At 71.7% G+C, this 21,992-nt stretch carries 24 protein-coding genes; 11 read left to right on the top strand and 13 right to left on the bottom strand.

All coding sequences use genetic code 11. The annotated features are described in order from the left end of the window. Positions 1-71: 71 nt before the first annotated feature. Positions 72-1,925, top strand: coding sequence for a 1,4-alpha-glucan branching protein GlgB (glgB, locus tag DEIMA_RS11655; protein WP_013557464.1), 1,854 nt, complete (start codon positions 72-74; stop codon positions 1,923-1,925). Between the two features lie 56 nt (positions 1,926-1,981). Then, on the top strand, positions 1,982-2,230 hold the full coding sequence (locus DEIMA_RS11660; protein ID WP_245528316.1) for a hypothetical protein: 249 nt from the start codon (positions 1,982-1,984) through the stop codon (positions 2,228-2,230). Positions 2,231-2,287: 57 nt separating this feature from the next. Here the strand turns inward: DEIMA_RS11660 and DEIMA_RS11665 are convergent, their stop codons facing one another. Both DEIMA_RS11665 and DEIMA_RS11670 read right to left on the bottom strand, forming a co-directional pair. Then, entirely contained in the window at positions 2,288-4,105 is a 1,818-nt protein-coding gene (locus DEIMA_RS11665; protein WP_013557466.1) for an alpha/beta hydrolase, read from the bottom strand. A 233-nt stretch (positions 4,106-4,338) separates the two neighbouring features. After that, positions 4,339-5,091, bottom strand: a complete 753-nt coding sequence (locus tag DEIMA_RS11670) for a hypothetical protein (RefSeq protein ID WP_013557467.1) — start codon at positions 5,089-5,091, stop codon at positions 4,339-4,341. Between the two features lie 60 nt (positions 5,092-5,151). Between DEIMA_RS11670 and DEIMA_RS11675 the strand changes: the two genes are divergently transcribed. The 6 genes from DEIMA_RS11675 (at position 5,152) to DEIMA_RS11700 (ending at position 11,763) form a co-directional block, all read left to right on the top strand. Further along, positions 5,152-6,255 carry a class I SAM-dependent methyltransferase gene (locus tag DEIMA_RS11675; protein WP_148234955.1) on the top strand — a complete coding sequence of 368 codons (1,104 nt, stop codon included), beginning with the start codon at positions 5,152-5,154 and terminating at the stop codon, positions 6,253-6,255. Positions 6,256-6,364: 109 nt separating this feature from the next. After that, on the top strand, positions 6,365-7,942 hold the full coding sequence (gene rpoD, locus DEIMA_RS11680) for an RNA polymerase sigma factor RpoD (RefSeq protein WP_013557469.1): 1,578 nt from the start codon (positions 6,365-6,367) through the stop codon (positions 7,940-7,942). 93 nt (positions 7,943-8,035) lie between these two features. Next, positions 8,036-9,433, top strand: a complete 1,398-nt coding sequence (locus DEIMA_RS18870) for a DUF4129 domain-containing protein (protein WP_013557470.1) — start codon at positions 8,036-8,038, stop codon at positions 9,431-9,433. After that, positions 9,430-10,368, top strand: coding sequence for an AAA family ATPase (locus tag DEIMA_RS11690; protein WP_013557471.1), 939 nt, complete (start codon positions 9,430-9,432; stop codon positions 10,366-10,368). The genes DEIMA_RS18870 and DEIMA_RS11690 overlap by 4 nt, the downstream gene beginning before the upstream one ends. Continuing rightward, the gene (locus tag DEIMA_RS11695; RefSeq protein ID WP_013557472.1) at positions 10,368-11,477 is read left to right on the top strand and encodes a DUF58 domain-containing protein; all 1,110 of its coding nucleotides are present in this window, start codon (positions 10,368-10,370) and stop codon (positions 11,475-11,477) included. Before DEIMA_RS11690 ends, DEIMA_RS11695 begins: the two co-directional genes overlap by 1 nt. 91 nt (positions 11,478-11,568) lie before the next feature. Further along, entirely contained in the window at positions 11,569-11,763 is a 195-nt protein-coding gene (locus tag DEIMA_RS11700; RefSeq protein WP_013557473.1) for a hypothetical protein, read from the top strand. Between the two features lie 54 nt (positions 11,764-11,817). On the opposite strand, the gene DEIMA_RS11705 is transcribed toward DEIMA_RS11700, so the two are convergent. From DEIMA_RS11705 to DEIMA_RS11730, 6 genes are all read right to left on the bottom strand, one after another. After that, the gene (locus tag DEIMA_RS11705) at positions 11,818-12,234 is read right to left on the bottom strand and encodes an organic hydroperoxide resistance protein (protein ID WP_013557474.1); all 417 of its coding nucleotides are present in this window, start codon (positions 12,232-12,234) and stop codon (positions 11,818-11,820) included. Positions 12,235-12,573: 339 nt separating this feature from the next. Continuing rightward, positions 12,574-14,133, bottom strand: coding sequence for a flotillin family protein (locus DEIMA_RS11710; RefSeq protein ID WP_013557475.1), 1,560 nt, complete (start codon positions 14,131-14,133; stop codon positions 12,574-12,576). A gap of 19 nt (positions 14,134-14,152) precedes the next feature. Beyond that, positions 14,153-14,653, bottom strand: a complete 501-nt coding sequence (locus tag DEIMA_RS11715) for a hypothetical protein (RefSeq protein ID WP_013557476.1) — start codon at positions 14,651-14,653, stop codon at positions 14,153-14,155. A 48-nt stretch (positions 14,654-14,701) separates the two neighbouring features. Next, positions 14,702-15,346: a pyridoxamine 5'-phosphate oxidase gene (gene pdxH / locus DEIMA_RS11720; protein ID WP_013557477.1), complete on the bottom strand. Its 645-nt coding sequence runs from the start codon at positions 15,344-15,346 to the stop codon at positions 14,702-14,704. A gap of 33 nt (positions 15,347-15,379) precedes the next feature. Beyond that, positions 15,380-16,192 (bottom strand): DNA-formamidopyrimidine glycosylase, encoded by an 813-nt coding sequence (locus tag DEIMA_RS11725; RefSeq protein WP_013557478.1) that lies wholly within the window; start codon positions 16,190-16,192, stop codon positions 15,380-15,382. Positions 16,193-16,246: 54 nt separating this feature from the next. Next, positions 16,247-16,717, bottom strand: a complete 471-nt coding sequence (locus DEIMA_RS11730) for a hypothetical protein (RefSeq protein WP_013557479.1) — start codon at positions 16,715-16,717, stop codon at positions 16,247-16,249. A 35-nt stretch (positions 16,718-16,752) separates the two neighbouring features. Between DEIMA_RS11730 and DEIMA_RS11735 the strand changes: the two genes are divergently transcribed. Both DEIMA_RS11735 and dgt read left to right on the top strand, forming a co-directional pair. Beyond that, entirely contained in the window at positions 16,753-17,376 is a 624-nt protein-coding gene (locus DEIMA_RS11735) for a pyroglutamyl-peptidase I (protein WP_013557480.1), read from the top strand. Further along, positions 17,373-18,773 carry a dGTP triphosphohydrolase gene (dgt, locus tag DEIMA_RS11740; protein ID WP_013557481.1) on the top strand — a complete coding sequence of 467 codons (1,401 nt, stop codon included), beginning with the start codon at positions 17,373-17,375 and terminating at the stop codon, positions 18,771-18,773. Before DEIMA_RS11735 ends, dgt begins: the two co-directional genes overlap by 4 nt. A gap of 3 nt (positions 18,774-18,776) precedes the next feature. Here the strand turns inward: dgt and DEIMA_RS11745 are convergent, their stop codons facing one another. After that, positions 18,777-19,016 carry a hypothetical protein gene (locus DEIMA_RS11745; protein ID WP_013557482.1) on the bottom strand — a complete coding sequence of 80 codons (240 nt, stop codon included), beginning with the start codon at positions 19,014-19,016 and terminating at the stop codon, positions 18,777-18,779. Continuing rightward, positions 19,013-19,441, bottom strand: a complete 429-nt coding sequence (locus DEIMA_RS11750; RefSeq protein WP_013557483.1) for a hypothetical protein — start codon at positions 19,439-19,441, stop codon at positions 19,013-19,015. The genes DEIMA_RS11745 and DEIMA_RS11750 overlap by 4 nt, the downstream gene beginning before the upstream one ends. 78 nt (positions 19,442-19,519) lie before the next feature. Between DEIMA_RS11750 and DEIMA_RS11755 the strand changes: the two genes are divergently transcribed. Continuing rightward, the gene (locus tag DEIMA_RS11755) at positions 19,520-20,263 is read left to right on the top strand and encodes an SDR family oxidoreductase (RefSeq protein ID WP_013557484.1); all 744 of its coding nucleotides are present in this window, start codon (positions 19,520-19,522) and stop codon (positions 20,261-20,263) included. A 61-nt stretch (positions 20,264-20,324) separates the two neighbouring features. Here the strand turns inward: DEIMA_RS11755 and DEIMA_RS11760 are convergent, their stop codons facing one another. The 3 genes from DEIMA_RS11760 to DEIMA_RS11770 are packed head-to-tail and all read right to left on the bottom strand — an operon-like array spanning position 20,325 to position 21,896. Next, positions 20,325-20,591 carry a hypothetical protein gene (locus DEIMA_RS11760; RefSeq protein WP_013557485.1) on the bottom strand — a complete coding sequence of 89 codons (267 nt, stop codon included), beginning with the start codon at positions 20,589-20,591 and terminating at the stop codon, positions 20,325-20,327. A gap of 11 nt (positions 20,592-20,602) precedes the next feature. Further along, on the bottom strand, positions 20,603-21,010 hold the full coding sequence (locus DEIMA_RS11765; protein WP_013557486.1) for an OsmC family protein: 408 nt from the start codon (positions 21,008-21,010) through the stop codon (positions 20,603-20,605). A 49-nt stretch (positions 21,011-21,059) separates the two neighbouring features. Continuing rightward, a complete protein-coding gene (locus tag DEIMA_RS11770) occupies positions 21,060-21,896 on the bottom strand; it encodes a GNAT family N-acetyltransferase (protein ID WP_013557487.1) in 837 nt (278 codons plus the stop codon). Between the last annotated feature and the right edge of the window lie 96 nt (positions 21,897-21,992).

Genomic DNA, 21,992 nt, shown 5'->3' on the forward strand with positions numbered 1-21,992 from the left:
TGAACGCTGGATAAAGCCGTTCAAGCCGCGCCGGGAGCGTTTCCAGCATAGGCCCACGTTAAGCTGGGCGCATGCCCGACACGCTTCCCCTCACGGACGACACCCTGCGCGACTTCGCCAACGGCGCGCTCGTGCGCCCCGACCAGCTGCTCGGCGCGCATCCCGACACCCAGGGCGGCGTGACCGGGATGCGCTTCGCCGTCTGGGCCCCCAACGCCCAGAGGGTGAGCGTCATCGGCGACTTCAACGGCTGGAACCACGACGAACACCCCCTGCACCGCCACGGCTGGGGCGTCTGGAGCACTTTCGTGCCGCACGCGCACCACGGGCAGCTCTACAAATACATCGTCACGACGCCCGACGGCCGCGCCGTCCACAAGACCGACCCGTACGCGCACAGCATGGAACTCCGCCCCGGCCTCGCCGCGCGCGTCTGGGCGCCGGAGCCGTACGCCTGGGGTGACGAGCACTGGATGCGCACCCGCGACGCTGGCGTCACCCGTCCCATCAGCGTCTACGAGGTGCACCTCGGCTCCTGGGCGCGCGGCTGGTCGAACGAATTCCTGAACTACCGCGAACTCGCGCACCGCATCGGCGACCACGTCACCCACCTCGGGTACACGCACGTGGAACTCATGGGCGTCCTGGAGCACCCCTTCGACGGCTCCTGGGGCTACCAGGTGACCGGCTACTACGCCCCCACCGCGCGGCACGGCACCCCCGAGGACTTCAAGTACTTCGTGAACCACCTGCACGAACGCGGCGTCGGCGTGCTCCTCGACTGGGTGCCCGGGCACTTCCCGACCGACGAGGGCGGCCTCGCCGCGTACGACGGCACCCCCACCTACGAGTACGCCGACCCCCGCAAGGGCTACCACCCCGACTGGAACACCCTGATTTTCGACTACGGCCGCCACGAGGTCGCCGCGTTCCTGATCGGCTCCGCCCTCTCCTGGCTGCAGGACTACCACATCGACGGCCTGCGCGTGGACGCCGTCGCCAGCATGCTGCACCTCGACTTCTCCCGCCGCGCCGGCGAGTGGCTCCCCAACGGGTACGGCGGGAACCACAACCTCGAAGCGATCTGGTTCCTGAAACGCTTCAACGACGCCGTCCACCACCTCGCGCCCGGCACCATCACCATCGCCGAGGAGAGCACGTCGTTCCCGGGCGTCACGTCACCCACGCCCGACGGCCTCGGCTTCGACTACAAGTGGGCGATGGGCTGGATGAACGACACCCTCGCGTACTTCGAGCAGGACCCCATCTACCGCCAGTACGCGCACCACAAGCTCACATTCTTCAACGTGTACCGCACCAGCGAACGCTACATGCTGCCCATCAGCCACGACGAAGTCGTCCACCTGAAAAAAAGCCTGGTGGAGAAGATGCCCGGCGACTGGTGGCAGCGCCGCGCCGGCCTGCGGGCCTTCCTCGCGCTGCAATGGGCCACGCCCGGCAAGAAGCTCCTGTTCATGGGGCAGGAATTCGCGCAGACGAGCGAATGGAACCATGACGCGTCCCTCCCCTGGCACCTCACGGCGTACGCCGACCACGCGGACGTCATGACGCTCGTGCGGAACCTGAATTTCCTGTACCGGGGGCACCCGGCCCTGCACTGCGGTGACCACCACGAGGGCGGTATGCGCTGGATCAACGCGGACGACGCGCACCGCAACGCGTACGCGTTCGCGCGCCGCGACCCGGGCGGCCAGCACGAGGTCATCGTCGTCGCGAACCTCAGTGCCGTCCCCATGTACGGTTATGGCGTCCGCGTGGACGGCGGGGCGTACCGCGCGATCCTGAACAGCGACGACCCCTGGTACGGCGGTGGCGCCATGCCCATCGGCGACCTCCCCGTTCACGACGGGCACCTGTTCATTGACGTGCCCCCGCACGCCGTGATCTACCTCGAACGCGCCTGAACCCACGGCGAGCGGGCCCGGACGCCTGAGCGTCCGGGCCCGCTATGCTGTCGGGCGTGCCTCCGCAACGCGACCCGTACGCCCTGCTGAACCTGCTGCTGCTCGCCGCGCTCGCGCTGCTGCTGCTGCTGCCCCTGCTGGGCCTCACGCGCCGCCCGCCCATCCCGCTCGTCGCGGCGCTGCTCGCCGCGCGCCTCGCCCTCACGGTCGTCCGCGCCCGGCGTGACCCCCGCTACCGTCGCCCCACCGCCTGGCTGCTCGACGCCGCCCTGGTGGCGCTGCTGCTGTTCGGCACCGAACACTGACGAACACGCAGGCACCGCCGTCGTTGGCGGTGCCTGCGTGGCCTCACTCAGCGGTCGTTACTGACGGGGCAGCTGGCGCAGACCGCCCGGCTGCACCGCGTTCCGCTCGATGATGTCGCGCAGACCCTTCAGGGCTTCCTGCACGCCCACCTCCGACTGGTACGCGCTCGCGCCCACGTTCTGCACGCTCAGGCCCGTCGTCTTGACGTAGTCCTCGCCGACCGGGTACACCTGCGTCTCACCGGGCAGCGGCTTGGCCTGGCACGCCGTGAAGGTGTCCTTGGGCAGCGTGCCGTCCAGGAAGTACTTCGTGATGGGCAGATCCACGCACTCCGTGCCGTACGGGAACGCCGCGTGCTGCGACTCGTTGTCGATGAACACCATGCGCGCGCCCGGCAGGGACTTCCAGCCGTCCAGCGCGCCTTCGCGCGGCGTGGCCGGGTCATACTCGTTCTGGAGCATCATGACGGGCGGCATGTTCGCGGGCACGGCCGGCTTCTTGACCGTCCAGTTCTTCCAGTACGCGCAGCTCGTGTAGGCTTCGGCGCCGCCGATGAGCGGGTAGTCCTTGGCCATCTGGTCGCTGAGTTTCGTCCAGTAGTTCTGGTCGGTGTTCCACGGCGTGTCGTTGCAGGTGATGGCCGTGAACGCCGCGCTGGAGTTCTCCAGTTCCGCCGGTTGGGGCGTGGGGTGGACGAGCGCGTCGTACACGCCGAGCAGCCCGAACGCCTGCTCGCGTGCAGCCGCATCGAGGTCCGCGTCATCGGAGAACTTGACGCTTTGCACGGCCGCCGCGACGGCGTTCACGTCCGCGTCCGGGTGGGCGCTGAGGATCGCCTGCAGGCCGCGCGCGCCGACCAGGGTCTCGCCGATGCTGGGCATGAGGTCCGCGCTGTACATGGCGTGCGCGATGACGTTGCTGGCCGCGTACTTCAGGGGGGCGCTGAGCGCGTCGAACTGCGTGTACGCCTGCTCGCGGGTGCTGCCGAGCTGGTACAGGTCGTTGTGGCGCGCCACGTACGCGAGCGCGACCTCGCGGAAGTCCCGCTCGAACGCCTTGGGTTGCGAGATGAACGTCTTGGCCATGTCGCCGTCCAGACCCATGTTGCCGTCCAGCAGGATGCGGCCCGTGTTGGCGGGGAACAGCTTGGCGTACCACGCGCCGAGCCACGTGCCGTACGAGTAGCCGACGTAGTTGAATTTCTCGTCGCCGAGGAGCTGGCGGGCGAGGTTCAGGTCACGGGCAGTGGCGTCGGTGTTGATGAACGGCGTGATGGGGTTCTTCTGGCAGGCGGCGGCGTCGAGGCGGGCGTTGCGGATCATCGCGTCGATGTTGCGCTGGCTGCGGTCGGATGCGGGGTGGTTGACGGGGGCGTACAGTTCGTTGGTCCCGCAGTAGATGCGGGTGCTGGCGCCCACGCCGCGCGGGGAGAAGCCGATCAGGTCGTACTGTTCGCTGAGCGTCTTGAGGTTCTGGCCCACGGGGGAGCTGGTGCTCGCCTTGGACCACAGGTACCCGTACTGCACGGCGAACGCCAGACCGTCGCCGCCGGGGCCGCCGGGGTTGAAGAAGATGGCGCCCTTGCGGGCGGCGGGCTTCTCGGCGCTCACGCGCAGCAGCGAGAAGCTGGCCGTACCGCGGGTGGGGTTGCTCCAGTCGAGCGGGACGTTCACGTCAGCGCAGCGAGCGCGGTCCCCGACGTATTTCGACAGGTCGAGGTCGAACCCGAGGATGCTCTGGTCGCAGGTGTGCCAGTCGAGCTTCTGACTGGTGAACGAGGCCATGGGGTCCGGGGGGGTCACGCGGGGCCCGCAGGCAGCGAGCGCGAGCGCCGGCAGGATGGCCAGGGCGGCTTTCAGGGACGTATTGGGCATGGGTGTTCCTCCGAAGTCACGGTAACATCGTCTGGCGCGATATTTACGCGATTCCGAGGTGGCAAAAACACATCGTCCATTTGGGCGTTGACAGCCGGTGCACGCTGTGGTTGGTTCAGAGGTTCAGCTGTGGTCGCCCGAACCCTGCGGTGGCCCCTTCCCCGCTGGTGGTGGCCCCTCACGCCAGGGGGCAGGGGCGCGGCGTCAGTACCGCGCCCCTGCCCTCCGCATGCTTACCGTCGGGGTGCGCTGCCGACCGTGAACGCGCGGAACGTTTCGGTCTGAACAGTGCGGGCCCCCTGCTGGACGCTGAGGGTGGCGTGCCCGCCGCTCACGCGCACGCGGTACGTGTACCCGGCGTTCGTGAAGGTGTACGTGCCAGTGCCGCCCGTGCCGCCCGGCACGGTCAAGCTGGGCGTGCTGGTGCGGGCGGCGCCGTCGCCGGGGACGCTGCGCACACCCTGGGTGCTGAAGCGGGCGAAGTCGAAGGTCTGGTACGTGAGGCGCCCGCGGGCGTCCTGGGTGATCAGGACACTGCGGCGGTCCGTGACGCCCATGAAGCGCGTGCCGGGCAGCCAGCGGCAGGTGCGCGCCTGGCCGTTCAGGGTGGCGCCCACCAGCAGCGGCGTGAGTTCTAGCGCGGGGTTGGCGGTCAGGCCGCCGTTCAGGAAGTGCAGGGCATCGTTGGTGCCGCCGGGGGCGTCACTGCGGGCCTTGAGGGGATAGTAGACGTTGCCGGCGCCAGCGTCGGCGCGGCCGACCTGCCACGCGGCGTACCGGTACGCGCCCGGCGTGGTTTTGCTGAGCGTGGTGATTTCCGCGCGGCCCGTGCGGTCGGGCGTGCCGATCACGAGGGTTTCGGGTCGGTCGAGGGCGTCGCACAGGGCCCAGGCGGGCTGCTGGCGGTCCGGCAGATCGAGGCGGGTGGTGGCCGCGTGGGCGGTGCCGAGGGCGAGAAGCAGCAGGGGGAGGAGGGGGGATTGCATGCGCGTATGCTGCGCCGCGTGGACGAGCGCCTCATGAGAACGGCCTTATCCTGGGAGGCGATGACGTACTTCGATGTGGTGCGGGCGGGCGTTCCGCCGAGGCTGTCGGACGTGGAGGTCCGGACGAAGGCGGGCGTGCGGGGCGCGCCGGGCGTGGACGACGCGCAGGTGCTGCTGGTGACCACGCTGCTGAAACGCGGCGTGGAGGGACCGCTGCTGGACCTCACGGCGATGGGCGGGCTGACCCGCGCGGCCCTCGGGGCGGACGTGCAGGTGGTCGAGGCGTCGCGGGCGGCGTTGACGGTGCTGGCCGCGCAGGGGTTCGGCGCGGCGGCAGCGGTGCCGGGGGACGACGTGGGCACATGCGCGCAGGTGAGCGCGGTGCTCGCCGGGGACCGCGGGAACGCGCACGCGGAGGCGTTGACGGCGTGGGCGCACGCGAGCACGGCGCCGGGCGGAACGCTGTACCTCGCGGGGGACAAGGACAAGGGGTTCGAGCGGTACTTCAAGCGGGCGCGCGCGGCCTTCGGGGCGGGCGAGATCATCGCGCGCGACGGGGGGATGCGCGTGGCGGCGTTGACGCGCACGTCGCAGGCGGTGGTGCCGGTGCCGGCGCCAACGACGTACGAGGTGAACCAGTTGCAGATCTCGGCGTTGCCGGGCGTGTTCAGTTCGGCGGGGCTGGATTTTGCGACGCAGTTGCTGCTCGGCGAGGCGCCGGAGGTGCTGGGGCGCAGCCTGGCGGGGCTGGACATCGCAGATTACGGGTGCGGGGCGGGCGTGATCGGCGCGCACGCGGCGCGGGCGGGCGCGCACGTGACGATGCTGGATGATGACCTGTCAGCGGTGCGGTCGGCGCAGGCGACGCTCGCGGCGAACGGCCTGGCGGGGCGGGCGCTGCACAGCGACGTGGACAGCGCACTGGACGCGGAGACGTTCGATGCGGTGCTGAGCAACCCGCCGTTCCACGTGGGCCGGCGGGTGGTGCTGGACGTGACGGCGGCGTTCATTGCGTCGTGGGGGCGGCGGCTGCGTCCGGGCGGGGTGGCGGTGCTGGTGGCGAACGATTTCCTGCCGTACGAGCCGCTGCTGGCTGCGTGGGGCACCGTCGAGGAGTTGACGCGCGTGCGGGGCTTCAAGGTGCTCGCGGCGCAGAAAGCCTGAATGGCCGCGCGCAGCCGCAGCGGTGTCTGCTAGACTGACCCGTTGAACGTGACCCGACGAACCTCTGAGCCGACTGCCACGCATCCGCTGCCACGCACCTGGAGGGCGCATGACTGAGAAGAAGATCGCCGCGCGCGCACGCAAGCCCAAAGCCGAGCAGGACCCGGACGCCGCTGCGGCGCCCGCCCCTGCGGCGAGCGCCCCGAAAACCCGCAAGAAGCCCGCGGTCAGCACGGACGACGTGAACGCGAGCGTTCCGGAGCCCGCGCAGGTGGCCGAGGCCTCCGCCTCGGACGTCACGCCCACTCCCGAGACGCCGAAGCCCACGCGGAAACGCGCTGCGAGCAGCGCGGTGGACGCGCCTGCGAAAGCCGAGAAGCCCGCGAAGGCGAAAGCCGCTAAGCCGGCGACGCGCGCCGCCAAGAAGGGCGACGCTGACAAGGGCGCGGCGCCCGCCCGCACCGCGAATGCGGCGGAGAAGCCGTACTACGCGCACCCGGCGATTCAGGACCTCATCAAGATTGGCCGGACGGCCGGCGTGCTGTCGAGCGAGGACGTCGCGGCGGCGTTGTCCACGGCCCTCGAAGCGAACGGGCTCGATCCGGAGAGCAGCGACGCGTTCGAGGACCTGCAGATTTACCTGCAGGGGTTGAGCATCGACATTCAGGACGTCGATGACGACGAGGACACCGAAGCGGAAGCAGAAGCGGAAACCGACGAGGCGGCCGAGAACGAGGAAGAAGGCTACTTCGATGACATGCCGCGCGCGGTCAGCAACGACCCGGTGCGGCAGTACCTGCACGAGATCGGCCGCGTGCCGTTGCTGACGCTCGAGGAGGAAATCAGCCTCGCGCGGCGCATCGAGGAGGGCGAGGAAGCCCGCAAGGTGCTGGATGAGCAGCCGGAACTCGAGGACCGTCAGCGCCGCCGCCTGCAGCGTCAGGTGGAGGACGGCGCCGCGGCGCGTCAGGGCCTGATCGAGGCGAACCTTCGCCTGGTGGTCAGCATCGCCAAGAAGTACACGGGGCGTGGCCTGGGCTTCCTGGACCTGATTCAGGAAGGCAACCAGGGCCTGATTCGCGCAGTCGAGAAGTTCGAGTACCGCCGCCGCTACAAGTTCTCGACGTACGCGACGTGGTGGATCCGTCAGGCCATCAACCGCGCGATTGCTGATCAGGCGCGCACCATCCGCATTCCGGTGCACATGGTCGAGACGATCAACAAGCTCACGCGCACGGCCCGTCAGCTGCAGCAGGAGCTGTCGCGCGAACCGACGTACGAGGAGATCGCCGAGGCGATGGGGCCCGGCTGGGACGCCGCGAAGGTCGAGGAAGTCCAGAAAGTCAGCCAGGAGCCCGTAAGTCTCGAGACGCCCATCGGCGACGAGAAGGACAGCTTCTACGGGGACTTCATTCCGGACGAGAACCTCGACAGTCCCGTCGAGAACGCCGCGAAGACGCTGCTCAGCGAGGAGCTGGAGAAGGCGCTCAGCAAGCTCACGGAGCGCGAGGCGATGGTCCTGAAGTTCCGCAAGGGGCTCGTGGACGGCCGCGAGCACACGCTGGAGGAGGTCGGGCAGCGCTTCAACGTGACGCGCGAACGCATCCGCCAGATCGAGAACAAGGCGCTGAGGAAACTCAAGTACCACGAGAGCCGCACGCGCAAGCTCCGCGACTTCCTCGATTGAGCCTGCACCGTGACGCCGCCCCTTCGGGGGCGGTTTGTCGTTGGGAACGTTCGCGGGCGCGGGGCGTATGGAGATGAGCAGGGGGAGGTCGGCATGGTGATGCTCAGGGAGGCGCTCGGTCGGTCGCGCGCGGCGGACCGCCGGGGTGCGGCGCTTGCGGCGCTGCTGCCGTGGGTGATGCTGGGCGCGCTGCCCGCGTGGGTGTGCGCGGCGTTCGCGGTCGCGCTGGCGGTGAGCGCGTGGAGCCGCGCGGTGCGGACGCGCAGCAACGAGTGGGCGTTGCCGCTGCTGGTGGCGGGCCTGCTGGCGTTCACGCGCGCGCCGGACGTGCTGGGCGTGGCGACGACGGCGCTCGTGTACGGCGTGGTGGCGGTCCTGCTGGGAGTGGCGTCCGAGGCGCTGCGTGAGGGCGCGCCGTCCGGGGGGTGGGTGCTGGCCGCGCTGTTCCTGTGGGCGCCGTCCGCGCCGGGGCTGGCGGCGTTCCTGCTGGTGTTGGCGCTGCGGGACGGCCCGGAAGGCCGGGCAACGCGTGCATGGCCAGGCTGGCGGGCGTGGGGGATGGTCGCGGTCGGGGCGGCGGCGCTGGCGCTGGCGACGGCGTTCTTGCCGCGCGCGGATGGTTGGGGGGCGCGGCTCGCGGACGCGGCGTCGCCATTGGCGCGCACCGCGCCGCCCAACCGCCCGCCCGGCGCGGTGCTGGGGGGTGGCCTGGGGGCGCGGCAGGGTGCGCGCGGCACCCCCGCTGCGCCGGCCCCACGAGCACGGGCGGAGCCGGACGCGGCCGTTCAGACGGCCGTGACGCTGCTGGCCCTGGGGATGGCGCTGGTGCTGCTCGCCCTTCGGTGGCGGACGCGCGGTCGCGCGGAGGGCGAGGGGGGCCGGCATTGGTCCGATTACGCCCTGGCGGCCGGTGCGGCGCTGATGGCGGCGTCGCTGCTGGTGTACGCGTTCGGTTCGCGTGCGACGCCGCCCTCCACCTCCACGCTCGCGCCGTCTCAGACGCCGCCGAGGGTCAACGCCCCGGCGCGGCCCGCGCCCGCCCCGGCGCCGCGCCCGCCAGTGGCGCGGGCCCCGTCCGTGCCGACTTGGCCGTTCGTGGGCCTGAGCGTCCTGGCCTTCGGGGTGCTGGTCGCCGTGGCCACACTGGTGCTGCGGACGCGCGCGGCGTCGCCGGAGGGCGCGGCGCCGGAAGGGGCGGCGGGCGAGGGCGACGCCGCGGAGCATCGCCTGCACCGGGTGCGCGCCGCGTACCGCCGCGCCGAGGCGGCCCTCACGCGGGCCGGGTGGTCGCGCGCGCCGCACGAGACGCCCGGCGCCTACCTGCGGCGGGTGGCCGAGGTGCACCCGGACCTCGCGGACGCCCTGCGCACACTGGGCGCCGCGTACGACCCGGTCCGGTACGGCGGGATGGTCACCGAAGCGGACGCGGACGCCGCTGAAGGGGCGGCGCGCGCCACCGAACTCAAGATGAACACAGCGGAGGACGCATGAAGGAATTTACGGAGCGGGTACTGAGCAACGTGGCGCGCGTACTGGTGGGCAAGGAGGACGTGGCGCGCGTGGCGCTCGCGGGCGTCGTCGCCGGTGGGCACGTGCTGCTGGAGGACGCGCCGGGCACCGGGAAGACCATGCTGGCGCGCGCCCTCGCCGTCAGTCTGGGCCTGAAGTTCAGCCGTGTGCAGTTCACGCCGGACCTGCTGCCGAGCGACGTGACGGGCGTCAGCGTGTACCGCGACGGGCGCTTCGAGTTCGTGCCCGGCCCGATCTTCACGGGCATCCTGCTGGCCGACGAGATCAACCGCGCCACCCCGAAAACGCAGTCGGCGCTGCTGGAAGCCATGGCGGAAGGGCAGGTGACGGAAAGCGGCGTGACGCACCGCCTCGCGCCGCCATTCGTGGTGATCGCCACGCAGAACCCGGTGGAGCATGAGGGCACGTACCGTCTGCCCGAAGCGCAGCTGGACCGGTTCCTGCTGAAGCTCTCGGTGGGGTACCCCACGCTGGCGGAGGAAGTCGCGATGCTCGCGAACCTGCAGGGCGCCCACCCCATCGACGCGCTGGGTACCGTGAGTGACGCCGACGAACTGCTGCGGGTGCGCGCGCAGGTGCGGGAGGTGTTCGTGAGTGATGACGTGCGCGCGTACATCGCGGGCCTCGTGGCGGGCACGCGCACGCACCCGGCATTGACGCTCGGGGCGGGGCCGCGCGCGAGCCTCGCGCTGCAGGGGGTCGCGCAGGCCCTGGCGGGCATGGCGGGCCGAGCGTTCGTAACGCCCGACGACGTGCAGGCGGCCGCGGCGGGCGTCCTCGCGCACCGGCTGGTGCTGCGCGCGGAAGCGCGCCTGTCGGGTCTGCGTGCGGACGCCATCGTCGCGGAGGTCGTGCGGGCGCAGCCCGTCCCGGCCGAGGCGGCGCCCGCACAGTGATGGCGCTGCTCGCGTGGGTGGCGGCGCTGCTGGCGCTGGTGGCCCTGCTGCGCGTCCTGTACGCTCGGCCCCCGCAGGTGCAGCTGACGCGCACGTACCCGCCCGCGGCGTTCGAGGGAGACCGCGTGCCGCTGACCGTGACGATCCGCGTGCATGCGCGCCTGCCGACGCGCGTCCTGATCGAGGACCCCACACCGCGCACGGTCGTGCCGGACGCGCAGCTCACGCTGGGTGGGCTGGTGTTCGGGCGGCTCGCCCTCACGCATGCGGCGACGCTCACGCCGCAGCGGCGCGGCGTTCACGCGTGGAGCGGTTCGACGCTCGCGTGGGCGGACCCGCTCGGGCTGTTCTGGCACCGCGCGCCCCTCACCGTGCCGGACGCGCTGGAGGTGTACCCGGGCACGCACGGGCTGGTCCTCCCGGACCTGCTGCGCCCCCTGCTGTCCGAGGGGAGTCTGGCGCGCACCGTCGGCCTGGACGATCCGATCAGCCTGCGGGGGGCGCGGCCGTACGTGCCCGGCGACCCGCCCGCTCGGCTGCACTGGCGCCTCACGGCCCGCATGGGCACCCCCATGGTCCGCGAGGTGGAACGCACCGCCGCGAGCCGCGTGACTGTGCACGTGGACGCACGCGGCACCGACGAGTACGTGGAGGCCGCCGCGCGCCTCGCCGCGAGCCTCACGCGCGAGGCGTTGGAGTTGCAGGTGCCCGTCGTGGTGAGCGACGCCGAGGGGCGCAGCCTGGGCGGGCGGACGCCCGAGGCGTTGCGGTCCGCGCTCTCACGCCTTGCGCGCCTGCACGCCCAGCCGGACGCCCCTGCGCGTATCCCCGAGCCGGAGCCGGGCGGGAACCTGATCGTGATCACGCAGCGGGCCGGCGCGGCGTTCCTCGCGTCGGCACTCGCGGCGCGCGCGTACGCCCGGCGCGTCGTGGTGATCGTCCTGCCCGAAGGGTTCTACCTGGAGCCGGGCGAGGTGGGGCGGCCTATTCGCTTCGCGCCGCCCGACGCGGTACGGGACTTGGAGCGGCAGGCGGGCGTCCTAGAGGAAGCGGGCGTGCTGCTGTACGTCCTGCGGGGGAACAGCAGCGTCCTGCGATTGGGTGCCTGAATACCGCGTGCGGAGGGGCATGAACGAGCGTTTACGTGCGCGTCATGCGGCGCGTGGACGCGCACGATACGTTCAGGGCAGGAGGGCCATCATGACCGATGCTCAGAAAGAACCGCAGCACCTGCCCCAGAATGAGAACGACAGCGCGCCCACGCCGCAGACCGCGCCGGAGTCCGCGCAGCAGAAGGGGCTGGATGACCACGACGTGGCCGTGCAGGGCAGCATGATCACGAGCGACCCGCCCAGCACCAACATGGGCGAAAGCGAAGACGACCTGAGCCGCTAAGAGCTCAAGGGGAGGGGCCACGCACGTGCGTGGCCCCTCCCCTTGCTGCGCCGGTCAGTCGATGACGCTGAGGCGCACGTCGATGTTGCCGCGGGTGGCGTTGCTGTACGGGCACACCTCGTGCGCGGCGTGCACGAGCTTCTCGGCCACGTCGCGTTCCACGCCGGGGAGGCGGACGGCAATCTCGACGTTCAGCTTGAAGCCGAGGCCTTCTTTTTCCAGGCCAACCTTCGCGGTGACTTCGCTGTTGTCGGCGCTTACCTTCTGGCGGCGCGCGGCGACGCCGAGCGCCCCCTGGAAGCACGCGGCGTACCCGGCGGCGAACAGCTGCTCGGGGTTCGTGCCGGTGCCGCCGTCCCCGCCGATCTCGCTGGGGACGCTGAGGTCGACATCCAGGCGGCCGTCACTGGTGCGGGCGTGTCCGGCGCGGCCGCCGGTGGCGGTGGCTTCTGCGGTGTACAGGTTGCTCATAGATGGAACCTCCACCGCGCATGATATCGGGGCGCGTCGGCGGGGCGACGGTAACGATTCGTACGCTTCCGCGCGAGCCAGGCTAGGGCATGAAGAAGCGCTGTAGGGCGCACCGGGCCTGCACGACCAGCGACCCCGCACGCCTGAGCACGCCCCGGTGAAGGTGTCGCCTGCGTCTCGTGATGCCTCGACCGCACGATGAAGCCTCGGACCGTGGGGGCGACCGGACCACGGTGGGCCGGTCGACCAGAGCCGCGGTCCCCAGCGTCGGCGACGCCGCCGGGGGAGAAGCGCAGGCCACCTACAGGGGTGGGTGGCCTGCGCTTCAGCCTGACCGGGTCAGTCGTTCGCGGCGCTCGGCTCGCTCGCGGGGCGGTTCTGCAGCAGGGACAGGAGGTTCACGCCGGTGGAGGTCTCCACCTGCTCCACCAGCGACACGATGTTCATCGGCAACGTGCTGATGGCGCTGCGCGTCGCCTGCCCGTTGCCGCTGTCAATCACGGTGACCTTGTCGATGCTCATGTCGCGCACGCTCTGCGCGAACTCGCTGACGATGCCGGGCAGCATGTTCAGGATGAACGCGCGTTCTCCTTCCGGACCGGCGTTGCGGAACGCCTCGACGAGCAGGCGGACCGCTTCGGCCTTCGCGCGGCCCTCCTCGATGATGGGCGCCGCGGCCGCCTGCGCTTCCAGCAGGCGTGCCTCGCGTTGCGCGCGCGCCGGGGCGATCACGTCCGCCTCGTACTTCTTCTGGTTCAGGACGATGCGTTCCTGCTCCAGCTGCTGCTCCGCGACGACGCGCGCGCGTTCCGCCGCGACTTTCGATTCGTTCTCCTTCGCAGCGGCAATGGCGTTCAGTTCGGCGGTGCGGACCCGCAGTTCGTTCTGGCGTTCCAGGATGGCCTGCTGCGACGTCGTCTGCGCGATCTGCGCGCGCTGCTGCGCCTGCGCTTCCACTTCAGCGGCTTCGGCGTTCTGCTGCGCCTCGATCACGCGCGCTTCGCGGGCGCTCTGCGCCTGGCGCTGCCGCAGCGCCGCTTCGAGCTGCGCGCGTTCCTGCTCGAACGCCTGCGTGGCGCGCACGCGCGCCAGTTCGCTTTCCACCGCCGCTTCGTTCTGGCGGGCGAGCTGCACAGCGCCGAGTTCGGTGCGGCGCACCTCAAGCTTGTTCTGCTCCTCGAGGATCGCCTGCTGGCTGATAGCCTGCGCAACCTGGGAGCGCTGCAGGGCTTGCGCTTCGGCCTGCGTCGCTTCGGCGTTGCGTTCGGCTTCGGCGACGCGCGCTTCCTTGAGGACGTCGGCGGTTTTGCGGCGCCCGATGCTTTCGAGGTAGCCGCTGCCGTCGCTGACGTTCTGGATTTTGAGCGTGTCGAGTTTGATGCCGAGGTTGCTCATGTCATGCTCGGCTTCCTCGATGAGCGCTTCGGCGAACCGCAGGCGGTCCTCGTTGATCTCCTCGGGCGTGAGCGTGGCGATGACGCCGCGCAGGTTCCCTTCGAGCGTGTCGCGGGTGATGCTGGTGATCGCCTCGCGCGGCACTTCCAGGAACCGCTCGATGGCGTTGCTGAGGTACGGCTCCTCGGCGTTGATCTTCACGTTCGCGACGGCGTGAATTTTGAGGGGGATGCCGCCTTTGCTGTACGCGTTCTCGACGCTCAGGTCGAGCGGGATGGTCGTGAGGTCCAGCCACGCGACCTTCTCCAGCACGGGAATGCGGAACGCGCGGCCCCCGCGGATCACGCGGTACCCGACGGTGTCGCCCTCGGGCGTCTTGCGCGCGCGGCCAGAGATGACCAGCACCTTGTTGGGCGGCACGACGATCAGGAGGTTCTGGATGAGGACCAGCATCAGGATGATGCCGATCAGGATGATGCCGGCCAGCACGAGAATGTCGTTCACGGAAACTCCTTGTTCGGGCTCAGCGCCCGTCCCAGCGGCGCACGTGCAGCACGCCGCGCTCGATGCCGATGACGATGACCTGCTCGCCGACGTTGAGGGCGTCGTCGCTCAGGGCGAGGTGCTGCGTGGACTGCCCGGCCATGATGACCTCGACCTTGCCGGGCCGGGCACCTTCCGGGCGGATGCGGACGATACCGACGCGGCCGGCGACGCGCCCCGCGCCGGTGTGCACCTCGCCGCGCGTGCGGGCGACGCGGGTGAGCCACGCCGCGAACGCGCTCACGGGCAGGCCTGCCGCGAGCGCGTACGCGAACTGCGCGGCGCCGCCGTACCCGAGCGCGCCGGCGACGACGCCGCCCAGGCCGAAAAAGGCCGCGAAGGCCACCACGGCCCGCACGCTCAGCCAGGACGCGACCTCGCCGGCGTCGGCGTGGCCCGCGCCGAAGTCGTGGTCGTGCCCGGTCAGCAGGGACAGCAGCAGGAGCGCGCCGCCCACCAGGAGTAGCAGAAGGTAGACCATAACGTTCCAATTCACGATACGCGCCGGCCCGCGCGTACGTTCCCGCATTTACGGCATCAGCCGGTCGGCGCTCCAGCCGCCGGGCGTGCGGGCGTACCGGAAGCGGTCATGCATGCGGTTCGGGCGGCCCTGCCAGAACTCGAACGCGTCCGGGACGATGCGGTACCCACCCCAGAACGCCGGGCGAGGCACTTCGGTGCCTTCCGGGTACTGCGCGTGCAAGGCCGCGAACTTCGCTTCGAGGGCCGCTCGGTCCTGAATCACGCCGCTTTGTGGGGTGCTGGCGTGTGCGGCCAGCTGGCTCTCGCGCGGGCGCGCGTGGAAGTACGCGTCACTCTCCTCGTCCGGCACGCGGGTCACCGCGCCGCGCACGCGCACCTGCCGTTCCAGCTGCGGCCAGTAGAACAGCAGCTCCGCGTGCGGGTTGCCGTTCAGGTCGTGGCCCTTGTGGCTGTCGTAGTTGCTGTAGAACGTGAACCCGCGTGCGTCCGCGCCGCGCAGCAGGACAGTGCGGGCGCTGGGGCGGCCCTGAGCGTCGGCAGTGGCGAGCGTCATGGCGTATGGCTCGGGCAGGTCGGCGCGCAGCGCCTCGTCCAGCCAGCGCGTGAACTGCTGCACCGGGTCGGCGTGCAGGTCCGCGCGGCGCAACTCGCCGCGCGCGTACGTGAGTCGCAGGGAAGTGAGGTCCGTCATGCGGCGAGTGTACCCGGCTCGTCCTGCCGCGCGTCAGTCGCGGCGCACCTGGCACGCCGGGCAGTGGTGCGTCCCGCGCTGCGCCAGGACGCTTTTCGTGATGGTGGTCCCGCACCGCGCGCACGGTTCGCCGTCGCGGGCGTACGCGTTATGCTGCTGCTGGAACAGCCCGGACAGGCCGTCCGGCTGCGCGTACGTGCCGTCGCTGAGGGTGCTGCCGCCCGCCTGCACCGCCTCGGCCATGACTTCGCGGATGGCGGCGTGCAGGCGCGTCGCCTCGTCCAGCGTGAGTCGGCGCTGCGCCGGGTGGATGCGCGCGCGCCACAGGCTCTCGTCCGCGTAGATGTTCCCCACGCCCGCCACGGGCACCTGCGACAGCAGCCAGGGCTTCACGGGGCCGCACGTCGCGGCGGCCCGCACGAACGCGTCCACCGCGAAGTCGTCGCCGAGCGGCTCGGGTCCCATGCCGGCGAGGGTCGGCATGCTCGCGTACGCGCCGGGGTCCACGACTGCCCACTTCCCGAACTTGCGGGCGTCTTGGTAGTAGATGGCGCCCTCGTCGGTGTGCAGGGTCACGCGCGTGTGCGGGCCCGGCTCGTACCGGAACCCGCCGGTCATGCCGAGGTGCACGATGAGCTCGGCGTCGTCCTCGTGCCCGTCGGGGTCCTGGAGGCGCGCGAGGATGTACTTGCCGCGCCGCGTGAGGTCACGGACGACGCGGCCGTGCGCACGGTGCGTGTCACGGTACTTGTCGGGCGCGTCGTGTTCGATGCGGACGATGGTGCGCCCGAGCAGGAGCGGTTCGAGCTTGCGGCGCGTGGTTTCCACTTCGGGCAGTTCAGGCACGAAGGCAGCATAGGGCGGGCAGCGGCGCGCCCCTGTGGCGAGGGGAACGAAGTGTCAGGGCTGGTACACCTGCGCGACGTACGCCACGCCGCCGTCCTCGCTGACGACCGACACGAGCAGGCGTTTGGGCGTGTCAGGCCAGCAGCCTTTCGGGGGGCGACCCGCCCACGCCGCCGTGAACGTCGCCGCGTCCACGACGCGGACGCCCTCCTGGTCCTGCAGGCACGCGAGGGCGAAGGTGGTGCCGGTCGGGAACAGCAGCGTTCTCACCTGCGGGTTGACGTTCCGCACCCAGAGTCCACCCGGCATCCGGGCGTAGAACGCGCTCAGGGTGCCCTGGAAGCCGAGCTTCTGTGCACGCGCGTACTCGAGCGGGCCGGGTGTGAACACGTCGACGTAATCAGCGGTGACGCGCAGGCCCTGGGGCGTGGGCGTGACGTTCGTGAGCATGGCGTACTGCGTGGTCGTCGCGGCGGACGCCACGCCCAGGGCGGCGAGGGTGAGGGCGGTCAGGAGGGTGCGCATGCGTTCAGCGTACGGGCGCGAGGTACGCTGGGCGCATGCGTTTGCTCCTGACTGGCTTTGAGGCATTCGGCGGGGACCGCGTGAACCCGACCGAAGCGGTGGTGGCGGCCCTGCACGGCCAGGTCGTGGCGGGCGCGCAGGTGATCGGCGCGGTCCTGCCCGTGGACGCCGCGCGCGCGCCCGGGGCAGTACGGGCACTGCTGGACGAGCACCAACCGGACGCGGTGCTGTTGACGGGCGTGGCGCGCGGGCGCGCGCAGCTGGCGCTGGAGCGCGTGGCCGTGAACGTGCAGGACGCGGCCCTGCCGGACAACGCCGGGCGTCGCCTGTCCGGGGAGCCGGTCGTGCCGGGCGCGCCGGACGCGTACCTCAGCACCCTGCCGCTGCCGGACGTGCTGGCGGCGTGGCGCGCGCACGGCCTTCCCGGGTACGTGAGCAACACGGCCGGGCTGTACCTGTGCAACGCGGCGATGTTCGCGGCGCGGCACCACCTGGGGGAGCGCGTGCCGTGCGGGTTCCTGCACGTGCCCGCGAACGAGTGGATGGCGCTGGACGCGCGGCCCGGCGAGGTCCTCGCGTACCTGCCGCAGGCGGAGATCGAGCGGGGCGTGCGCGTGGCGCTGGCGGCGGTCGCGGCGGGCGTGCGCGCGCCCGCATGACGCGTGCGGCGCGCTGGGCGCGGCTGCTCACGACGGAGCGGCTCGGCGCGCCCGGGGAGGCGCGCGACCCGGAGCGCAGCCCGTTCGAGCAGGACACGGGCCGCGTGACGTTCAGCAGCGCGTTCCGGCGCCTGCAGGACAAGACGCAGGTGTTCCCGCTCAGCAAGAGCGACACGACGCGCACGCGCCTCACGCACAGCCTGGAGGTCGCGTCCATCGGGCGGTCGCTGGGGGAGCGGGCGGGACGCCTGTTGAGCGCCGAGACGCTGCTGCCGGAGGGCGTGAGCGCGCAGGATGTCGGCGCGGTCGTGAGCGCCGCGTGCCTCGCGCACGACGTCGGGAACCCGCCGTTCGGGCACAGCGGCGAGGACGCGATCCGCACGTGGGCGGCGCGGTTCCTGAACGCGCACCCGGGCCTGGACCTGACGCTGGCGGAACGCGAGGATTTCCTGCGGTTCGAGGGGAACGCGCAGACGTTCCGCATCTACGCGCGCACGCAGGCGCGCGAGCGTGACGGGGGCCTGCGCCTGACGCTGCCGACGCTCGGCACGCTCGTGAAGTACCCGTGCCCGAGCACGTCCTGCGGGCCGGACGCGGGGCACGCGTACGCGAAGTGGGGGTACGTGCAGGCGGACGCGCCCCTCGCGGCGCGGGTGTTCGCGGGGCTGGGCCTCACGCGGCAGTCGGGCGAGCGGGAGCGGTACGTGCGGCACCCGCTGGTGTACCTGATGGAGGCCGCGGACGACATCTGCTACGCCGTCGCGGACCTGGAGGACGCGTACCGGCTGGGCCTGATCGGGCTGCGGGAACTGCTGGACGTGTACGCGAACGCCGCGGACCTCGGCGGGCACGCGTGGGAGGAAGGCGCGGGCGAGGACCACGCGGCGTTCCCGGCGAACCGCGCGGCACGCGCGAAGAACCGCGTGATCGCGCGCCTCGTGGATGACACGTTCGACGCGTTCCGCGCGCACCTGCCGGAGATCGAGGCGGGGACGTTCACGAGTGACCTGATTCACAGCATTCCGGAGTACGCCGCGCGGTACGCGCCCCTCAAGGCGCTCGCGCGTGAGCGTGGGTACGAGAGCACGAGGGTGCTGCAGATCGAGCTGGCCGGGTACCGCGCGCTCGGGGGCCTGCTGGACGCCCTCGCGGACGCGTTCGTGACGCGCCCGGACGGGCACGACAGCCGCAAGCTGCAGCAGCTGGTGCCGGAGGAGTTCTATGTCCTCTCCCCCACCCCGTACCACGAGGTGCTCGCGCGGCGCGCACGCGGGCGGCTCTTGGAGCACCTGAGCACGTACGAGCGCCTGCTGACCCTCACGGATTACGTGAGCGGCATGACGGACCGGTACGCGCTCGAAACGTACCAGTACCTCACGGGCATCAAACTGCCCTGAGCGTCAGGGGAAGCGGGCCTTTCCGGGCTGCCACGCGCCGCCCGGCCCGCCCGCCCAGTGCCACGCGCCGTCCGGGCGCGTTTCGAGGCGCGCCTCGATGTCCGGCAGGGGCACGCGCCGCGCGAACCGCGTGCGGGCGTGCCACTCGGCGAGCGCGGCGGCGCGGTCTGCGGGGCGCAGGCCCCGCAGGGTGTTCGCGGCGCGGTTCACGGCCAGGTCGAACAGGGCGTCCGGCGCGCTCACGCGAGGCGGTAGTCGTCTCCGTCGCGCACGACGCGCCCCTGCGCTTCGAGGCGCTGCACGGCGGCGCGGGCGCCCGCGCCGAGCGGCGAGCCCACCTCGAGGTCACGCAGGGTGAAGCGGCCACCCTTGCGCATGGCGTAGCGGTACACCATGCGTTCTTCGGCGTCGGCGCGCGGGGTGGTGGCGGCGCGGCGCGTGAACGCCCGCCAGATCAGCCACGCGACCAGCAGGCCGATCAGGAGTTCGAGGGGAATGAGGCGCGCGGCGAGGTCCGCGTCGCCGTGCAGTTTGAAGCCGTACTTGCGGACGCCGTTCACTTCGACCATGCCCATCGGCCAGCCGCGCGAGAACGCCACGCCGTACGCGATCAGGGCGGTCGAGGCGCCGCCGATCAGACTCAGGAAGATTCGTTGAAACCCGGCCACGCCCGCAGTCTAGCGCGCGGCGCGCGGGCGCCCTGGAGTGCGGGAACCATTCGGCGACGCGCGGGGTATGCTCCGCGCATGACGAGTGGACTGCCGGAGTGGCTGAGCTTAACGGGGAAACGCGCGCTCGTGACGGGCGGCAGCCGCGGGATCGGCTTCGCGGCGGCGCGCGCCCTGCGGGACCTGGGCGCGGACGTGACGATCGCCGCGCGGGACGAGGCGACGCTGGAGCGCGCAGCGGAGGCGCTGGGGGCGCGCGCGGTCCGCGCGGACGTGGGCAGCGAGGCGGGCGTGCGGGCGCTGCTGGCCGCGGCGGGCGACGTGGACGTCCTCGTGAGCAACGCGGGCGGGCCGCCCACGGCCCTGCCGAGTCGCGTGTCGGAGGACGCGTGGCGCGCGGGGTTCGAACTGACGTTCATGAGCAGTGTCCGCTTGTCGCGCGGCGTGCTGGGCGGCATGCGGGCGCGCGGGTGGGGGCGGATCATCACGGTGACGAGCCTGACCGTCACGCGCCCGGCGGTGGGCCTGCCGGTGAGCAACGCCATGCGCGCCGCTGTCACGAACGACGCGCGGTCCCTGGCGCTGGAGGTCGCGCGTGACGGCGTGACCGTGAACACCGTCGCGCCCGGGTACACCGCGACAGAGCGGCTGCAGGAGGTGTTCGCGTCGCCGGAGCAGGAGGCGGACGTGCTGCGCCGCATTCCCGCCGCGCGGTTCGGCGCGCCGGATGAGGTGGCGGCGGCCGTGGCGTTTCTGGCGTCCCCGGCGGCGGCGTACATCACCGGGCAGGAGCTGCTGGTGGATGGCGGCTGGGGCATCTGAAGCGCGCAGGGTCCCCGCCCCCTTTGACCGGAGCGAGGCGGGGCCCCTGTGAACGGAGGCTTCAGTGGGTTGGGGGCGTCGGCGCCGCCCAGGCCTGCAGGGCGCTCTCCCCTTCGGCGGTCAGCTGGTACGCGCTGGCCGCGCCGCGCCCGGCGCCTTCGCGTTCAATCCAGCGGTTCGCTTCAAGGCTCTTCACGAGCGGCATGCTGAGGCGGCGGCCGTTCAGGGTGTAGTACGGGCCGCGGTCCCCGCGCGCGTGCATGGTGAGGGCCGCGCCGTCCTGCAGGGCCTGCAGGACGCGCGCCTGGGCGTCGGTGAGGGTGGGCACCGCGCGGCGCGTCAGGCGGTTTCGACGAGTTCGACCTGTAGGGTGATCTCGGCGTTGACGCTGGCAGCAGCGGAGCAGTACTTCTCGTGGCTGAGGTGCGCGGCCTTCTCGAGCGCGTCGCGGGTCACGCCCGCGCCGCCCGCGATGTGGCGGACGATGATGTGCGTGTAGCGTTTCGGGTGCTCCTCGGCGCGGTCCCCTTCGATTTCGATGCGGTAGGTGCTGAGGGGCGTCTTGCGCTTCTTCATGATCTCGACGATGTCGTACGCCGTGCAGGTGGCGACCGCGCCCAGCAGGGCCTCCATGGGGCTCACGCCGACCTTGACGTCGCTGTTGTCGATGAGGAGCTGCTGGCCGGTTTCGTTGAAGCCGACGTAGCGTTGGTCGCCGAGGTGGTGGACGGTGAGGCGCTTCTTCATGCGTTTCAGTGTACGGGTGGCGCGGGGCGGGACCGTGATGCGTGCGGGGTTACGGGGTGAGGGGCAGGGTCATGTGGAGTTGCGTGAGGTCGTCGCGGACGAACCCGGCGCGGGCCGCGAACGGCGCGGCGAGGTCCTCGGGCACGACGGGGATGATGCGGAGCGGCAGGTGCCCGTGGTGCGCCTGGAGGGCGTTCAGGAGCGTGCGCGCGTGCCCACGCCGGCGCTGTTCCGGGGGGGTGATGAGCGCGTGCAGGACCGTGACCTGCGGGTACGGCGTGATGAGGGCGTGGGCCGAGCCGTCCACGGTGACGCCCCGTGCGGGGGCCGTGAACCCCGAGAGGGTTTCGCCAGCGAGCATCCAGGGGAGTTCGGTGTCGGCGTGGCGCGTGACGAGGCGGGCGACGTGCAGCGGGTCGACCTCGACGAGGGGCGCGCGTGGGGGGGCGTCCGCGGCGGGGCGGGTGTACCCGACGAGGCGGCCGGTGGTGTGGAAGCCGGCGCGTTCGTAGAGGCGCACGGCGGGCGCGTTGTGCTCGATGACTTCGAGCGTGAACGCTCGGTCCCGGCGGGCGCGCGCGTCGGCGATCAGGTGCGTGAGCATGGCGCGGCCGACGCCGCGTCCGCGCGCGGTCTGCGCGACGCCCATCGCGGCGAGGCGCGCCGTCCAGCCTCGCCGGGCGACCATGGCGGCGCCGACCAGTTCGCGGCCGTCGAAGAACAGCTGGCTGGCGTGCGGGTCGAGGTGTTCCGGGCGGAGGCGCGCGTCGAGGGTCTGCGCGGTGAACGTGATGGGCACGACGTACGCGGCGAACGCGGCGTTCAGGGCGTTCGCGAGGGTGGCGCTGTCGAACTCGGCAGCCGGGCGCGCAGTGAGGGGCGTCATGGCGCCGAACGTACCACCTGCGGGCGCCGCGTCGTCAACCGGGCGGAGGGGCGCCGCGCGGCGCCCCTCCAAGGGGTGTGGCGGCGGCGTGGGCCG

This window comes from Deinococcus maricopensis DSM 21211 (assembly GCF_000186385.1).
Lineage (GTDB): Bacteria > Deinococcota > Deinococci > Deinococcales > Deinococcaceae > Deinococcus_B > Deinococcus_B maricopensis.

Excerpts from the sequence above, each read along its gene's own strand:
- DEIMA_RS18870 (WP_013557470.1), top strand. The coding sequence starts at position 8,036 with ATGGTGATGCTCAGGGAGGCGCTCGGTCGGTCGCGCGCGGCGGACCGC.
- glgB (WP_013557464.1), top strand. The coding sequence starts at position 72 with ATGCCCGACACGCTTCCCCTCACGGACGACACCCTGCGCGACTTCGCC.
- DEIMA_RS11705 (WP_013557474.1), bottom strand. The coding sequence starts at position 12,234 with ATGAGCAACCTGTACACCGCAGAAGCCACCGCCACCGGCGGCCGCGCC.
- DEIMA_RS11665 (WP_013557466.1), bottom strand. The coding sequence starts at position 4,105 with ATGCCCAATACGTCCCTGAAAGCCGCCCTGGCCATCCTGCCGGCGCTC.
- DEIMA_RS11765 (WP_013557486.1), bottom strand. The coding sequence starts at position 21,010 with ATGAAGAAGCGCCTCACCGTCCACCACCTCGGCGACCAACGCTACGTC.
- DEIMA_RS11700 (WP_013557473.1), top strand. The coding sequence starts at position 11,569 with ATGACCGATGCTCAGAAAGAACCGCAGCACCTGCCCCAGAATGAGAAC.
- DEIMA_RS11735 (WP_013557480.1), top strand. The coding sequence starts at position 16,753 with ATGCGTTTGCTCCTGACTGGCTTTGAGGCATTCGGCGGGGACCGCGTG.
- DEIMA_RS11675 (WP_148234955.1), top strand. The coding sequence starts at position 5,152 with ATGACGTACTTCGATGTGGTGCGGGCGGGCGTTCCGCCGAGGCTGTCG.
- DEIMA_RS11730 (WP_013557479.1), bottom strand. The coding sequence starts at position 16,717 with ATGCGCACCCTCCTGACCGCCCTCACCCTCGCCGCCCTGGGCGTGGCG.
- DEIMA_RS11770 (WP_013557487.1), bottom strand. The coding sequence starts at position 21,896 with ATGACGCCCCTCACTGCGCGCCCGGCTGCCGAGTTCGACAGCGCCACC.
- DEIMA_RS11670 (WP_013557467.1), bottom strand. The coding sequence starts at position 5,091 with ATGCAATCCCCCCTCCTCCCCCTGCTGCTTCTCGCCCTCGGCACCGCC.
- DEIMA_RS11715 (WP_013557476.1), bottom strand. The coding sequence starts at position 14,653 with ATGGTCTACCTTCTGCTACTCCTGGTGGGCGGCGCGCTCCTGCTGCTG.
- dgt (WP_013557481.1), top strand. The coding sequence starts at position 17,373 with ATGACGCGTGCGGCGCGCTGGGCGCGGCTGCTCACGACGGAGCGGCTC.
- DEIMA_RS11690 (WP_013557471.1), top strand. The coding sequence starts at position 9,430 with ATGAAGGAATTTACGGAGCGGGTACTGAGCAACGTGGCGCGCGTACTG.
- DEIMA_RS11755 (WP_013557484.1), top strand. The coding sequence starts at position 19,520 with ATGACGAGTGGACTGCCGGAGTGGCTGAGCTTAACGGGGAAACGCGCG.
- DEIMA_RS11695 (WP_013557472.1), top strand. The coding sequence starts at position 10,368 with ATGGCGCTGCTCGCGTGGGTGGCGGCGCTGCTGGCGCTGGTGGCCCTG.
- pdxH (WP_013557477.1), bottom strand. The coding sequence starts at position 15,346 with ATGACGGACCTCACTTCCCTGCGACTCACGTACGCGCGCGGCGAGTTG.
- rpoD (WP_013557469.1), top strand. The coding sequence starts at position 6,365 with ATGACTGAGAAGAAGATCGCCGCGCGCGCACGCAAGCCCAAAGCCGAG.